Annotated in this window: 14 protein-coding genes; 4 read left to right on the top strand and 10 right to left on the bottom strand. The window is 58.8% G+C overall.

What is annotated here, in order from left to right:
• Positions 1-17: 17 nt before the first annotated feature.
• From phoR to pstS, 7 genes are all read right to left on the bottom strand, one after another.
• Positions 18-1,340: a phosphate regulon sensor histidine kinase PhoR gene (phoR, locus tag QZW03_RS04180; RefSeq protein ID WP_296508603.1), complete on the bottom strand. Its 1,323-nt coding sequence runs from the start codon at positions 1,338-1,340 to the stop codon at positions 18-20.
• A 17-nt stretch (positions 1,341-1,357) separates the two neighbouring features.
• Positions 1,358-2,095, bottom strand: coding sequence for a phosphate regulon transcriptional regulator PhoB (gene phoB, locus QZW03_RS04185; RefSeq protein ID WP_296508604.1), 738 nt, complete (start codon positions 2,093-2,095; stop codon positions 1,358-1,360).
• Complete coding sequence (phoU, locus tag QZW03_RS04190; RefSeq protein ID WP_296508605.1) at positions 2,092-2,793, bottom strand: phosphate signaling complex protein PhoU; 702 nt, start codon at positions 2,791-2,793, stop codon at positions 2,092-2,094. Before phoU ends, phoB begins: the two co-directional genes overlap by 4 nt.
• Positions 2,794-2,809: 16 nt before the next feature.
• Positions 2,810-3,589, bottom strand: a complete 780-nt coding sequence (gene pstB / locus QZW03_RS04195) for a phosphate ABC transporter ATP-binding protein PstB (protein WP_296508607.1) — start codon at positions 3,587-3,589, stop codon at positions 2,810-2,812.
• 36 nt (positions 3,590-3,625) lie between these two features.
• Complete coding sequence (pstA, locus tag QZW03_RS04200; RefSeq protein WP_296508608.1) at positions 3,626-4,486, bottom strand: phosphate ABC transporter permease PstA; 861 nt, start codon at positions 4,484-4,486, stop codon at positions 3,626-3,628.
• Positions 4,483-5,448: a phosphate ABC transporter permease subunit PstC gene (gene pstC, locus QZW03_RS04205; protein WP_296508970.1), complete on the bottom strand. Its 966-nt coding sequence runs from the start codon at positions 5,446-5,448 to the stop codon at positions 4,483-4,485. The genes pstA and pstC overlap by 4 nt, the downstream gene beginning before the upstream one ends.
• A 102-nt stretch (positions 5,449-5,550) precedes the next feature.
• Positions 5,551-6,594: a phosphate ABC transporter substrate-binding protein PstS gene (gene pstS / locus QZW03_RS04210; protein WP_296508609.1), complete on the bottom strand. Its 1,044-nt coding sequence runs from the start codon at positions 6,592-6,594 to the stop codon at positions 5,551-5,553.
• A 187-nt stretch (positions 6,595-6,781) separates the two neighbouring features.
• Between pstS and QZW03_RS04215 the strand changes: the two genes are divergently transcribed.
• From QZW03_RS04215 to QZW03_RS04225, 3 genes are all read left to right on the top strand, one after another.
• Positions 6,782-7,282, top strand: coding sequence for a fasciclin domain-containing protein (locus QZW03_RS04215; protein WP_296508611.1), 501 nt, complete (start codon positions 6,782-6,784; stop codon positions 7,280-7,282).
• A gap of 87 nt (positions 7,283-7,369) precedes the next feature.
• On the top strand, positions 7,370-8,518 hold the full coding sequence (locus QZW03_RS04220) for an ABC transporter substrate-binding protein (RefSeq protein WP_296508612.1): 1,149 nt from the start codon (positions 7,370-7,372) through the stop codon (positions 8,516-8,518).
• A 69-nt stretch (positions 8,519-8,587) separates the two neighbouring features.
• Positions 8,588-10,087, top strand: a complete 1,500-nt coding sequence (locus QZW03_RS04225; protein WP_296508613.1) for a Ppx/GppA phosphatase family protein — start codon at positions 8,588-8,590, stop codon at positions 10,085-10,087.
• On the opposite strand, the gene QZW03_RS04230 is transcribed toward QZW03_RS04225, so the two are convergent.
• Positions 10,084-11,886, bottom strand: coding sequence for a phosphodiesterase (locus tag QZW03_RS04230; RefSeq protein WP_296508614.1), 1,803 nt, complete (start codon positions 11,884-11,886; stop codon positions 10,084-10,086). The genes QZW03_RS04225 and QZW03_RS04230 overlap by 4 nt on opposite strands.
• A gap of 125 nt (positions 11,887-12,011) precedes the next feature.
• Here QZW03_RS04230 and QZW03_RS04235 point away from each other — a divergent pair, with 125 nt between their 5' ends.
• Entirely contained in the window at positions 12,012-12,713 is a 702-nt protein-coding gene (locus QZW03_RS04235; protein WP_296508615.1) for a hypothetical protein, read from the top strand.
• 15 nt (positions 12,714-12,728) lie between these two features.
• Here QZW03_RS04235 and QZW03_RS04240 read toward each other — a convergent pair whose 3' ends face one another.
• On the bottom strand, positions 12,729-13,190 hold the full coding sequence (locus QZW03_RS04240; protein ID WP_296508616.1) for a histidine phosphatase family protein: 462 nt from the start codon (positions 13,188-13,190) through the stop codon (positions 12,729-12,731).
• Positions 13,191-13,202: 12 nt separating this feature from the next.
• Complete coding sequence (gene ppk1, locus QZW03_RS04245; RefSeq protein ID WP_296508617.1) at positions 13,203-15,287, bottom strand: polyphosphate kinase 1; 2,085 nt, start codon at positions 15,285-15,287, stop codon at positions 13,203-13,205.
• Between the last annotated feature and the right edge of the window lie 28 nt (positions 15,288-15,315).

Below are 15,315 nucleotides of genomic sequence, written 5' to 3' on the forward strand. Positions count from 1 at the left end.
CAAGCAAATCGGCACACCTATTGCAAACGAAGGCGGGCTGCTTTGAAGCGCAATCTGAAGACAGAACCACGCCCCGGCACACTCTCAATCAAAAGCTCCGCACCATGCCGCTGGGCCACGTGTTTCACGATGGCCAAGCCCAGCCCTGTGCCACCGGTATCTCTTGAGCGGCTGCGGTCCACGCGATAAAAACGTTCCGTCAAGCGCGGCAGATGTTCCGGGGCAATCCCCGGACCGGTATCGTGCACGGACAGCTCAGCCTCACCATCCCCGGTCTTACGCCAATCAATGATGATGGACTTGTCAGCCGGTGTGTAACGGATCGCATTACCAATCAAGTTGAAGACTGCGCTGTGCAACTCCGTGGCAGAACCGGTCACCGCGACCGCATCTGCCACCACAAATTCAATGGCTTGGCTACGCCCCCACAGCAGCACCGACAGGTTGTGTGCCTCCTGCTTGCATTGCTGCAAAAGCTGCACCATATCGACCAGATCAGCCCCCGAAGGTGCCGGGCTTCCCTCCAAGCGGGAGAGCGTGAGCAAGTCGTTCACCAAACTCTGCATGCGGGTCGCTTGCTGAGACATCAGAGCCAGGTAGTTCTTCCGCTCGTCCTCGCCCAGTGGCAAGGTCTGCAGAGTCTCGACAAAGCCCGCAAGCACGGTCAACGGTGTACGGATTTCGTGCGATACGTTGGCCACAAAATCACGCCGCATGGCTTCGGCCTGCTCCAGTGCCGTGATATCCCGGGAAAGCAGAAGATTCCTACCTTCCCCGTAAGGGTGCAAGTGAACTGAAAGCTGAACCGGTTTGGAGCCGGTATTTTCCCGGCCCGGCATCACCAAGCCATGGCTGAACTCCTGGCCTGCGTAATAGCTGGCAAAGCCGGGGTCCCGCACCAGATTGCCGAAATGCTGAAGCATGTCACGGCGCGCATCAAAGCCGAAATGCTGACCCGCCATCTGGTTGAACCACTCAATACGCCCTGTCGCATCCAATAAGACAACGCCGTTCGGTGAGGCTTGGAGCGCTGCCAGAAAGTCTTGAAGCTTGGTATCGCCCTCCGCCACGCGGCGTTCACGGGAGCGCATTTGCCTGCGGGTACGGTCCGCCACCTCACCCCAAAAGCCGAAACCCAACTGCAGCTCGGTCGACTCGCCCGCTTGCAGCCAACGCATCAGGCGGAAGCCACGGACAGAATCCAGCAGCATCCACACCAAACCTCCGGCAAACATGCCCACCAGGGCTCCCCACACGGGTGCAAACCGGCTCACTGCGAAATAACCGGCAACCGCACCCAAGCCCTGCAGCAGCAGGAAAAAAGCAAAACGAAGAAACATGCAGGAACTGTAATGCCTCAGACGCTGGCACGATCCGTCGAAGCTTGTATCGACATGATCGGGACCGCGGGCTTGGCGGTCAGCCGGTAGCCGGCACCCCGCACGGTCTCTACCATGGCACCAGCGTTGGACAAGGCCTCCCGCAGGCGTTTGACGTGAACGTCAACTGTGCGCTCTTCGATGTACACGTGGTCTCCCCACACGTTGTCCAGCAACTGTGCGCGGCTGTGGACCCGCTCTGCATGTCCCATCAGATAATGGAGTAGCTTGAACTCTGTGGGCCCCAGCTTGAGAGCCGCACCTTCGAACGACACCCGGTGGGTTGACGAGTCCAGCGTCAGACCTGCAATGGTAAAGGCTTCCCCTGCACTCTCGGGGGCACGGCGACGCAGCACCGCACGCACCCGGGCAAGCAACTCTTTGGTCGAGAAGGGTTTGGCGATGTAATCATCAGCCCCTGCATCCAGGCCGGCAACACGATCTGCCTCGTCACCCCGGGCTGTGAGCATGATGATCGGGACCTCTTTGGTCCGTGGATCTGCACGCCAGCGTTTGGCCAGCGTCAGGCCGCTCTCACCGGGCAGCATCCAATCCAGCAAGATCAAGTCAGGCACGCCATCATCGATCTCGCGCTGCGCCGAATCGCTGTCCATAGCCCAGCGAGGTCGGAACCCGTTGTGCCGCAAATTGACGGCGATCAGTTCAGCGATGGCCGACTCATCTTCGACCACCAGCACTGCGGGCATGTTTTTCATTTCACAACCGACTCAATTTTTTCCATGGTGGAGTGGCGGACATCCTCGCCCTTCACGACATAGATGATGAACTCGGCAATGTTCTTAGAGTGGTCGCCGATGCGCTCAATGGCTTTGGCAAGGAACAACAAGTCCAAGCTCGGCGAAATCATGCGCGGGTCTTCCATCATGTAAGTCACCAGCTTGCGCACAAAACCATCAAACTCCGCGTCGATCAGGTCGTCTTCTTTGAGGATGGACACAGCTGCATTCACATCCAGGCGGGCAAATGCATCCAGCGCCTTGTTCAACAGGCCGGAAGCCAAGTCAGCAGCCACCCGCAACTCTAAAGAAGGCAACGAACGTGGTGCTCCACTGTGAATGATGGAACGAACCATGCGCGCGATTTTTTCCGCCTCGTCCCCGACACGTTCCAGGTTGGCCGTGGTTTTAGAGATCGCGATCAACAAGCGCAGGTCACGGGCAGTCGGCTGGCGGCGCGCGATGATGCTGGACAAGTCACGGTCAATTTCCAACTCCATCGCATTGACACGCGCCTCACGTGCTGTCACCTCGTTGGCGACTTCCACGCTGAACTGGGACAAAGCGTAAATTGCCTGGCGAATCTGGGATTCCACCAAACCGCCAAGCTCCATCACTTGGGAGGAAACAGAGGTCAGCTCGCTATCGAACTGCGTAGAAAGATGTTTATCGGGCATATCGTCCTCTCCTTGCTTAGCCGAAACGGCCGGTGATGTAGTCTTCTGTTTCTTTGCGCGTCGGCTTAAAGAACATCTGCTCTGTCGGTCCGAACTCCACCAGATCGCCCAGGTACATGTAGGCCGTGTGGTCACTGCAACGAGCAGCTTGTTGCATGTTGTGGGTCACGATCAGCACGGTGTAGTCGTTCTTCAGCTCAACGATCAGCTCTTCCACTTTGGCCGTAGAGATAGGATCGAGCGCCGAGCAAGGCTCATCCAACAACAGCACTTCAGGCTTGATTGCAATGCCACGGGCAATGCACAAGCGCTGCTGCTGACCACCCGAGAGGCTGGAGCCGCTTTGGTGCAGCTTGTCTTTGACTTCGGTCCACAGCGCAGACTTGCGCAAGGCCCACTCCACGCGCTCTTCCATATCGGTGGCGCTGAGTTTCTCGAACAGTTTCACACCGAACGCGATGTTGTCGTAAATCGACATGGGGAACGGTGTCGGCTTCTGAAACACCATGCCCACCTTGGCGCGCAGCAGGGCCACGTCTTCCTTGCTGGTCAACAGGTTTTCGCCATCCAGCAGGATTTGACCTTCAGCGCGCTGCTCAGGGTACAGCTCAAACATACGGTTGAAGATGCGCAACAAGGTGGACTTGCCGCAGCCTGACGGGCCGATGAAGGCGGTGACCCGCTTCTCGGGAATTTCCATGTTGATGCCCTTGAGGGCATGGAACTTTCCGTAGTAGAAATTGAGGTCCTTGACCGAAATTTTGGACTTGGTCGGGGCGCTAGGTGTGTTCAACATACAAGTAATCCTTAAAACGTCAGTGCGCTGCGCGCATCAGGCCTTGGAACGGGTCAACACCCGCGCCAGAATGTTCAGTCCGAGCACTGTCAGGGTGATCAGGAAGACCCCTGCCCAGGCGAGCTGTTGCCAGTTCTCATACGGGCTCATGGCATATTTAAAAATCGTGACCGGCAAGCTGGCCATAGGTTCGCTGAGCGAAGATGTCCAGAACTGGTTGCTCAAGGCTGTAAACAACAGAGGTGCAGTTTCACCGGCAATCCGCGCCACGGCCAGCAGCACACCGGTAATCACACCTGCACGGGCTGCTTTCAGCGTGATGCTCAGAATCACTTTCCACTTCGGTGCACCCAGGGCATAAGCGGCCTCGCGCAGTCCGGCAGGTACCAGCGCCAGCATGTTCTCGGTAGTGCGAATCACCACCGGAATCACGATCAGCGACAAGGCCAGAATGCCAGCGTAGCCCGAGAACGATTTGAAGCGCGACACCACCACCGCGTAGACAAACAAGCCCACCACGATGGAAGGTGCGGACAACAAAATGTCATTCACAAACCGCACGGTGGCAGCGAGCCAGCTCTTGCTGTCGAATTCCACCAGATAAATACCGGCCATCACGCCGATGGGTGTTCCGAGGCAGGTCGCCAAAAACACCATCAAGAACGAACCGTAGATGGCGTTCGCCAAGCCGCCGGCCTCGTTGGGCGGAGGCGTCATCTGGGTCAGGGTGGCAATAGTCAGACCACCGAGGCCCAGGCGGACGGTTTCCCACAGAATCCAAAACAACCAAAACAATCCGAAAACCATGGCCGCAAGTGCCAGACCAGTAGCCAGCGCATTGACGCGCTTGCGCTGGGCAAAACGTGAAGAGCGGGTTTGAGCGAGTGTGGCACTCATGACTTGGCACCTTCCGATTTGCGCAACTGCGCCAAAAGAACTTTAGACAAGGACAAAATCACAAAGGTGATGAAGAAGAGAACCAGGCCGAGGTACATCAGTGCGGCTTGGTGCAGTCCCTCGCCTGCTTCAGCAAACTCGTTGGCGAGTGCCGAGGTAATACTGTTTGCAGCCTGGAACAGACTGAGTGAATCCAGCTGGTTGAAGTTACCGATCACAAAGGTCACCGCCATGGTTTCACCGATCGCGCGGCCAAGGCCCAGCATGATGCCGCCGATCACCCCGGTCTTGGTGTAAGGCAACACCACCTTGGAGACGACCTCCCAGGTCGTTGCACCCAAGCCATAAGCGGACTCTTTGAGCATGGGAGGCGTGACTTCAAACACATCACGCATGACCGACGCGATGAACGGAATGACCATAATGGCCAGGATAATGCCGGCCGACAAAATGCCGATACCCACCGGCGGGCCGGAGAAAAATGCGCCCAGAAAGGGCACGTCTGCTGTCATGGCTTGAATCGGCTGCTGCACATAGGTAGCAAGCACCGGACCAAACACCAGCAGACCCCACATGCCGTACACGATGGATGGCACAGCAGCCAACAACTCAATGGCCGTGCCCAAGGGGCGCTTCAGCCAAGCGGGTGAAAGCTCCGTCAAGAACAAGGCAATACCGAAACTGACCGGCACCGCGATCAAGAGCGCGATGACCGAGGTTGCCAAGGTGCCGTAAATCATGACCAGGCCACCGAAGTCTTCCTGCACCGGGTCCCACGTGGTACTGGTCAGGAAAGACAGGCCGTATTTACTAATGGCCGGCCAAGCGCTCATGGTGAGCGTGGCGAGGATGGCAACCAGCAAAATCAGGGTAATCAGAGCAGATGCTTTGGCAGCGTAGCCAAATAAGCGGTCTGCCATAGGCCCTGAGCGGGCTCTCTTTATCGGTGGTGGTGTGGTCATGGCACGGGAAGGCGGTTGAACAATCGTTTGACTCGGGGAATCCCCACGAACGAGTGTAGATGACATGGGGATTTCCTTCGTCAAGATCGATTCAACAAGGGCTTACTTGAACGCGATGGGCTTGCCAGCGCCGTCCTTGATCTCGCCCCAGGATTTCTGGATGGCTGCAACTACAGAGTCAGGCATCGGCACATAGTCCAATGCTGTAGCAGCTTGGTCTCCGTTTGCGTAGGCCCAGTTGAAAAACTTCAAGGCTTCAGTCGCGCTGGCGGGTTTGTCCTGCTTCACGTGCATCAGGATGAAGGTCGCGCCACTGATTGGCCAAGCGTCTTTACCAGGCTGGTTCGTCAGGATGTGATAGAAGGTTTTATTCCAGTCAGCACCCGCTGCTGCAGCCTTGAAAGAGTCATCTTCCGGCTTCACGAAGTTACCGGCAGCGTTTTGCATGATGGCGTAGTTCAGCTTGTTTTGCTTCACGTACGAGTACTCCACGTAACCCATAGAGTTGGGGAGGCGACCCACAAACGCGGCCACGCCTTCGTTACCCTTACCACCGGCACCCACAGGCCAGTTCACAGCCGTGCCTTCACCCACTTTGGCCTTCCACTCGGCATTGACCTTGCTCAAGTAGTTAGTGAAGATGAAAGTAGTGCCGGAACCGTCTGCACGGCGCACTTGGGCAATAGCAGCGTCTGGCAAAGGAAGTGTGGGATTCAGCGCTTTGATCGCTGGATCGTTCCACTTAGTGATCTTGCCCAAGAAAATGTCGCCCAAAACTTGACCGGTGAGTTTCATTTGACCAGGCTCAATTCCTTTGACGTTGATCACCGGAACCACTCCACCCATCACGGTGGGGAACTGCATTTGACCCTTGCTTTTCAGCACTTCATCGGTTTGTGGCATGTCAGAAGCGCCGAAATCGACGGTCTTGGAGTCGATTTGCTTGATACCACCACCAGAACCGATGGACTGGTAGTTCACCTTAACGCCGGTGGCCTTGTTGTAGTCCGAAGCCCATTTGGCATAAATCGGGGCGGGAAATGTTGCGCCCGCGCCGGTGATTTCTTGGGCCGAGGCAAAGCCAGTGGCGGTCAACAGTGTGCCGGCAGCGACTGCCAGAGCGATTCGGTGGAAAGTCATTGTCATGGGAAGCCTTTAAAAGCGGGTTTAGAAAACTCAGACAGATTGAACTTTAAGAACCTTTTATGACAGCTTTGTGACGCCGGTCACAAAGCGCCAACGAGAAGGTCTGTCGCAGCATTTTGCATAAATTCGTCACATTTCCGTCACAAAAGATTCTTACGCTCGGGGCTTTTCCACCCTGGAGTTCACCATGTCCGCCAACACTTACCCCCGCCGTACCCTGATGCTTGCTGCCGCCTTGGTAGCCACTTTGAGTGGTTGCGCCACCGTGTCTCAACCCAGCAATGTGGCCGACACCTTGGCCCGCGCACCGGAACTCAGCACCTTGAATAGCTTGGTGGCCAAGGCAGGTTTGACCGATACCTTGAAGTCTGCAGGTCCGTTCACGGTATTCGCCCCCAGCAACGAGGCATTCAAGACCGTGCCCGCCAAAACACTCACAGAACTAGCCGCGAACCCTGACAAGCTCAAGGCCCTGCTCACCTACCACGTTGTCCCCGGAAAACTAATGGCTGCCGACATCAAAAACAGCAATGTCAAGAGCGTGCAAGGCGCCAACCTTGCTCTGGCAACGGCAGGCACTTTTGTCATCGTGGAGACCGCCACCGTTACCACTGCGGACATTGCCGCGACCAACGGCGTTGTCCACGTGGTGGACACTGTATTGATGCCGCCCGCACCCGCGAAGTAAGCACGCCACTTCACTACAAAATAGGCTGCTAGCGCATATAAATATTGCGCTAGCAGCTATTATTTTTATAGCATTACAAAAAAATACATGCCTTACACGTCGTTGCCTCAAACCCGTCGGATCGCCCTTCGTCAGCTCGCCTGGGGCGGCTTGGCTTTCGGCGCTGCACCCTCTTTCGCGCAAACGCCCAAACCGGGCCCAGGCTCCAGCTCACACACCGTGGTGCAGGTGGTCGATGTGTCGGCCGCGCAAATTGATGTTTCCAAAGACTTCCTGGTCGGGTCGCGTGCTGCATGGCAAGACCTCAATGCGCGAGGCGGCCTGCGCAACAAGCCGGTACGCCATGTGGTGATAGAGATCGACGGTAGCCCCAAGGCTTTGCGGGGGGCAGTGGACAGTCTCAAAGGCATGCCGGAGTGTCTGGCGGCAGTCGGCACCGTAGGCGACAAAGCCGCCAGCCAGTTGGCCGCCATTTTGCGGCGCGAAATGCCCGAACTCCCGCATGTTGCGCCCTGGCTGCACAACCCCGGAGATGGCAGCGACAACACCTTCGGCATTTTTGCGACCCGCCAGGAACAAATTGCTTACGCTATCAAATCACTGGCCGTCATGGGGGTGCAACAGGTTGGTGCCGTCTACGCCAGCCCCTTGGAGATGGCGCTGTACCGTGAAGACATGGAGCGCGCAGCGGCCGAGCTGCAGCTCAAGCTGCACACCTACTCGCCCACGTCCTCGCTCGACAAGCTGGCCGGCACCCTGAACGCCCAGAGCCCGCGCATCCTTATTTTTTTGGGCGGAACCCCCGAACTGGCCCAGTTTGCGCAAGGCATCGAAAAACAAGCGGCCCAGCGCTATTTGATTGCCATGTCCGACGTCAATGTTCTTGCGCTGCAGCAGTTGGGCGTTTCACGGTTCAGCCCGGTTATTTCCACGCAAAACGTTCCGCCTATCAACAGCAACCTGCCGCTGGTGCGCGCGTACCGTGAAGTCGTGGGGCGCCTGTATGACGAGCCCCCCACCGCCCAAAGCCTCGCAGGCTTTGTATCGGCCCGTTATTGCGCCGAAATGCTCCAGACCGTGGAGGGCAACCTCAACCGCAGCAACGCTATGCTGACCTTCAGCAAACGCCAGCCCATTGAGCTTGCAGGGTTGCGCTTGAACCCGGACACCCGCAAGCGCACCAGCGTGGTAGTGACCCAAAGCATGCTCGGAGCCGACGGCAAAATAGTGGGATGACCCGCAGCCCCTGCCCACGGCAGGGGTACCATGCGGCTAAAGCCGAACAATTTCTCACCTGATACACACATGACAAACGGAAACCGCCTAGCTGCAGTGGACCTGGGCTCCAACAGCTTCAGGCTCGAAATCGGGCGGGTCGACCACGACGAGTTCCAGCGCACGGAGTACTTGAAAGAAACCGTACGCCAGGGAGGCGGCCTCGATGAAGACCGCAACCTGACCCCCGCCGCCATGCAGGCCGGCTGGGAGTGCCTGGCGCGCTTTGGAGAACGGCTGGCCGGATTCAAACCCCATGAAGTCAAGGCCGTGGCTACCCAGACCCTGCGCGAAGCCCGCAACCGCGACGTGTTTCTGGAAAAAGCCATCGCAGTGCTGGGTTTCCCCATCGACGTCATTTCCGGCCGCGAAGAGGCCCGCCTGATTTACCAAGGCGTCGCCCACATGTTGCCCGCCGACACCGAGCGCCGCCTGGTGATTGATGTGGGGGGCCGCTCTACAGAGCTCATTCTCGGGCAGGGCCTGGTCCCGGGCACCATGGAGTCTTACCGCGTGGGCAGCATTGCGTGGTCCAAGCGCTATTTCCCCGACGGCTTGTTCACCGCCAAAGCCTTCGAGATGGCCGAAGTTGCGGCCAAAGCCGTCCTCGACGAAGCTTTTGACGCCTACCACCCTGACCTGTGGGACACCGCCTATGGCTCTGCCGGCACAGTGAGTGCCATTGGCGATGTTCTGGTAGCAGCCGGATGGCCTGAGGGCGTTCTGACCCAAGAAGGCCTGGATTGGCTGCTCGAGCGCCTTATTGCCGCGCAAAGCGCAGACCGGCTCCGCATGCCGGGCATGCGCGACGACCGACGCGCCATCATTGGCGGCGGCCTGAGCGTGATGCGGGCCATCTTCAGCCTGCTCGGCATTACTGAAATGAAACAAGCCAGTGGCGGCCTGCGCCACGGGCTGATTTGTGACCTGACCGGCGGTGCCCGCGACTATGGCGACTTGCGAGCCAAAAGCGTCCAGCGCCTGGCCAGCAAATTTGCTGTGGATCTGGTGCAGAGCGCCCGCGTGAGCAAAGTGGCAACCCACTTGCTGCAACAGGTGCTCGGCACCCACGAGGCGGCTGATCCGGAACGCCTGCTGCGCAAACTCGGCTGGGCCGCCTCGCTGCATGAAATCGGCAGCCACATCGCCCACAGCGACTACCACAAACATGGCGCGTACATCCTGGACAACGCCGATGCTGCCGGCTTCTCGCTGTCTGAAATGCACCGCTTGAGCCTGCTGGTGCTGGGCCACCGGGGCAAGCTGCGCAAGCTCGAAGCAGTGTTGTCGCAAGACGATCTGGTGATGCAACTCATCTGCCTGCGCTTGGCCGTGATCTTGTGCCATGCGCGCAGAGACCCCGACCTGAAAGGCCTGGCTCTCACCACCGGCCCCTCGGGCACCCACCGTCTGCACTTAGCGTGCCGCACGGCTTGGGCCGCGGCCTACCCCCAAAGCGCCCATCTGTTGCGCGAAGAGGAACTGGCCTGGCACAAGGCGCCCTGGACGCTGCACATCAGCGGTATCTAAGACAACACCGTCTCGTGCAAGCCTGACGGCGACAGCTTGGCGTCGTGTTTGGCCATGGCTGCCATGTTGGCCACATCTTCGGCGCGTGTCACTTGGTGCCCATCCACCACCACCGCCCCGATGGAGAGAGTGGTGCATGGAAAAAAGCGACGCACACCGTGGCGGTCTTCGGCCTCGATACCGCCTGCCGCGCGGGCATTGTCATCAAACAAGGCCCGTGCGCGCTCCCCGAACTCTGACACCAGGCGCTCACAGCGGGCACGCCAGTCGGGGCTTTGAAACAGCAAAATGAAATCGTCCCCGCCGACATGGCCCAGAAAGTCACGCTGCGCATCGCACTGCTCCATGGCAATGCGCGCCAGTAGCCGGATCATCTCGTCCCCACGCCAATAGCCGTAGTGGTCGTTGTAGGGCTTGAAGTGATTCAGGTCGGCATAGCACGCTACAAAGCAGGCCTGCTTTTTCAGCAAACGCTCAATATGCTGGGTGATGGGAATATTGCCCGGCAAAAAAGTCAAGGGATTAGCGTGCCGTGCCGCTTCAATCCGGGTCTCGGTGACCGAGCGCACAAGCTGGTCGCCGGTGCCTATTCCCACATAGCGGCCGTTGTCTGTGGCAATGAACCCGTCGCTCAAATAGCGCTGATCCTGAGAGGTCAAGATACCGACCAGCTCATCCACACTGTGCTCCCGCTCAATCAAGCGGGGTTGCATGTTGGCATGCACGACGCAAGGCTTGCGACCCCAGACCTCGCGGTAGTAGAGCTTGCTGTATTCGTTCATGAAGTGCACCCGGTTGATGATGCCTACCGGTCGCTCACCCTCCACCACCGCAACAGCGTGCAAGGCGCTGTTGACCAGAAAAATCCGTGCCAGCTCGTCGTTAAGCGTTTCCGGGCTGACCGTCGGCGCACGCACCAGCGACAAGCTGCGGAGATGCCCACCCTGTGACAAACGCCCGAGCTCCGGAAACACCGCCACCTGTCGCTCTTGCAGCACTTGTGCTGGCGCCGCAGACAAGTGCTGCAAGGGAACGGCCTCCGGCCGGCCCAAAAAATAGCCTTGCCCGTACTCAATGCCCACGTCGCGCAGTACCCGTAGGTCTTCCGCAGTCTCAATGCCCTCGGCCACCAACGCCGTGCCGAAAATGGTGGCTATATGCTGCAAGGCTTGAATTGTTTTGAGCTTGTCGCCGTGCGCACTGATGTTGCGGGTGAAGTATTTGTCGATCTTCACGACCTCGGGCTTGATTTGCGACCACAGCCGCAGGCTGGAGCGGCCGTCGCCAAAATCATCCAAAGCCAGCGCAATGCCGGCGGCCCGGATCTCCTGCACCACCTCCGCCAGCCGGTCCATATTGTCCACACGCTGATGCTCGGTGATCTCCAGCACCAGCATGCGGGGGGTGACATGGAAGTCGTGGATCCACTCCAGCAGTCCCTGTTGGCCCCGCCGGTCGTAGGCGGTAATGAGCGCTTCTGCGCTCACATTCACGAACAAGCGCCCGGCGGTTTGCATGCGTCCCCAGGACCGCAAGGTGGCATTTACACACGCAGTCTCGAAGGTGTAGCCCAAGCCCTCTTCAGCGGCTGCGCGCAGCAGTGCATCGGGCGTGTGAAGAGCGGTGCCCTGCGGGCCACGTATCAAGGCTTCGTGCGCGTAGACCGCGCCATCATCGAGTTTCACAATCGGCTGAAACACGGGATAGAGAGCTTTGTTCCGCAATAGCGCCTCGAGGGGTCTTTGCCCGCTACTTGTAGGCACCTGACCCTGAACCAATCGCAAAGGAATTGATGGCATGGCGGTTTCCAAACGACAAAAGGAAGCTGAGTTTGCCGCCCGTGCGTGACATCTGAATGACACAATTTTGAAAGAATTTAAACGGTATAAACTATATATACCGTTTAACCCAAGGAGTGTTCGAAATGTCATCTACAGAGACCGTTAACCTGAGCGCAGAAGCCACCTCAGAATCTGCAGCACCTGCCGCATCCGCATCCACAGCAGCAACGCCGCAAGTCAGCGCGACACCTGCGGTCAAAGCCAAGGTCGCTGCCAAACCAGTGGCCAAAAAAGCCCCTGCCAAGACCAGCGAAAAACCCGCAGCCGCCGCACCCAAGGCCGAGAAGCCTGTCGTCAAGCCCGCTGCCAAAGTCGCTGCAAATGTCGCCGCCAAACCCGCAAAGACTGCCAAAGCGGCCGCCGCTCAACCTGCAGCCAAAGCAGCAGCGAAACCGGCCGCAAAAACCGCCAGCAAAACCAGCGCCAAGCCCGCTGCAAAGCCAGTGGCAAAACCCGTAGTGAAGGCAGCCGCCGCCAAGCCAGCGGTCAAGCCTGCAGCCAAACCTGCGGCAAAGCCCGTGGCCAAGCCCACGGCCGCCAAGGTTGAGAAAGCGAAGAAGCCGAAAATGGTGCGCGACAGCTTCACCATTCCGAAGGCTGAATACGACGTGCTTGCCGCCTTAAAAATGCGTGCCGCCAAAATGGGCTTGCCGGTCAAAAAGACCGAGCTCGTCCGCGCAGGCATGAAGGCAATTGCAGCGTTCACCGATGCAGCGCTCAAGGCTGCACTCGCCGCTGTGCCCAGCCTCAAGACCGGGCGCCCTGCCAAAAGCAAAAAAGCCTGATGCCCGCCCGGGGCGCTACAGGACCTCGGGCGATTGCACCGTCACCACGACGGTCTGGCCTACGCCATCGCGTTCGCGGTAGCGTAGCCACCAGAGTGCGCCTTTTTTAACGGCGCATTCGCTCTCATTCAAACCCAAAAGGCGCGAAATAGTTTGCCCCAGGGTCGGTTGGTGCCCCACCACCACCACGCAGCCCTTGGCATGGGGCCACTGCACAACACCCAACAAATCATCCACCCCGCACAGCGGCGCCAAGGACGCATGGGTCTTGAACTTGCGTTGCAAGGACTTAGCGGTTTGCTCCGTGCGCAAGGCCGGGCTGGCCCAAATTTTGGCGCCCTCCGGCAATTGCCGGTCCAGCCAGGCCGCCATGCGAGCGGCTTGCTTTTCACCCTTGCCGGTGAGCGAGCGCAGCATGTCGTCTCCCACCAGATCTAACTCAATGGCCTCTGCGTGCCGCCACAAAATCAAGTCCATGGCTTGTTCTCCCTAGCGTTTGTCAAAGCGGCCGTAGCGGTCCATCAGGGCTTGCTGGGCCCCGTGAACGGTCCGGCCTTCCGGGTCGGGGGTGCGGGCATAGCTGCCGTCCGCACCCATGTCCCAGGCGTCAATTCCGTCGTACAAATAGGCGACTAGGCACTCGTCCACCAGGCGTTGGCGCAGCGCAGCATCTGTCACCGGCCAGGCCAACTCCACGCGCCGCACCATGTTGCGGTTCATCCAGTCCGCACTCGAGAGGTACAGCTCGTCAAGCTCCTCTACCCGGAAATAAAACACCCGTGAGTGCTCCAGCAACCGGCCTATGACGGAGCGCACCCGGATGTTGTCGGTATAGCCCGGCACCTGTGCCGGCAGCACGCAGGCGCCGCGCACGATCAGGTCAATCTTGACGCCACGCTGCCCCGCTGCAATCAGGCTGCGCACCAGGGCCTCATCGGTGAGCGAATTCATCTTGGCGACAATGCGCGTGTCTTTGCCCGCTTCTGCCGCACGGGCGAGTGCTTCAATTTTGGCGATCAGATTGCGGTGCAAATGGAAGGGTGCCATCCACAGCTTGTGCATGCGTGGCAGCTTGCTCTGGCTGGCAAGGTGCACAAAGACATGGTCCATTTCGGCAGTGATGCTGGCGTCTGCCGTGAGGTGGCTGATGTCGGTGTACAGCCGGGCCGTGCGCGGGTTGTAGTTGCCCGTGGACAGGTGCCCGTAACGCTTGAGCACTTTGCCTTCGCGCCGGGTGATCAGCATCATCTTGGCGTGGGTCTTGAGGCCCACCACACCGTACACCACCTGGGCACCGATCGACTCCAGCATTTCAGCCCAGTTGATGTTGGCTTCTTCATCAAAGCGGGCTTTGAGTTCCACCACCACGGTCACTTCTTTGCCCCGGCGCACCGCTTCGCGCAACAACTCCATGAGCTCCGAATCGGCCCCTGTGCGGTAGATGGTTTGCTTGATGGCGAGCACCAGTGGGTCGTGCACGGCCTGCCGCAAAAACGACAACACACCGTCAAAGCTCTCGTAGGGCTGGTGAATCAGGATGTCTTGCTCCCGGAGCTGCTCAAACACGGAGCGGCCCGGGTGCATCTGCACCGGGAAATTCGGCGCGTAAGGCACAAAACACAAGTCCGGCCGCTTGACCAAGTCAATCAGCTGGGTGAGCCGCACCAAGTTCACCGGACCATGCACCCGGTACAGCGCGCGGGCGGGCAGGTCGAACTGCTTGAGCAAAAAGTCAGCCAAATGCTCAGAGCACCCGGCGGACACCTCCAGCCGCACCGCCTGACCGTAGTGCCGGTGCTCCAAGCCCTGGCGCAGAGCCATGCGGAGGTTTTGCACATCGTCTTCATCCACCGCCAAATCGGAGTGGCGGGTGACACGGAACTGCGAAAACTGCCAGACATCGCGCCCGCTAAACAGCTCCGCCAAGTGGGCGCGGATCACGCTGGACAAGGACACAAACAAAGCTTTGCCATGGGCCAACTTGTCCGGCAAGCGGATCAATCGGGGCAGCACCCGGGGGACTTTGACGATAGCGATATCGTTCTCACGGCCGAAAGCGTCTTTGCCCTTGAGGCGCACAATAAAGTTCAGCGACTTGTTGGCCACTTGCGGGAAGGGGTGGGACGGGTCAAGCCCCACCGGAATCAGCAGCGGGCGCACTTCTTTCTCAAAGTACTGCTGCACCCAGGCGCGCTGCGCGGCGTTGCGCTCACCGTGCGACAAGATATGAATCCCCAGCTTGCCAAAGGCCGGCATGAGTTGCTCGTTGTAGAGCGCGTACTGCCGCTCTACCAGCTGGTGCAGGGCATCGGCCAAACGGTCGAAGCTGGCGACTGAATACTGGCCCTTACTGTCTTTAGCCTGCGCAGCGCTCAAGTGCGGCTCGGCACGCACTTCAAAAAACTCGTCCAAGTTGCTGGACACAATGCACAAAAAGCGCAGGCGCTCTAGCAGGGGAACGTCTTCGCGGACTGCCCAGTCCAGCACGCGCTCATTAAAAGCCAAGAGGCTGAGGTCCCGATCTAGCAGGCGCGGGTCGGCCAAAGAAGCACGATCCTGAAATGAGGTCCACATAAAGTCTCTTGATGACGTAAAGATGTCA

Source organism: Rhodoferax sp. (genome assembly GCF_013297935.1).
Classification (GTDB): domain Bacteria; phylum Pseudomonadota; class Gammaproteobacteria; order Burkholderiales; family Burkholderiaceae_C; genus Allorhodoferax.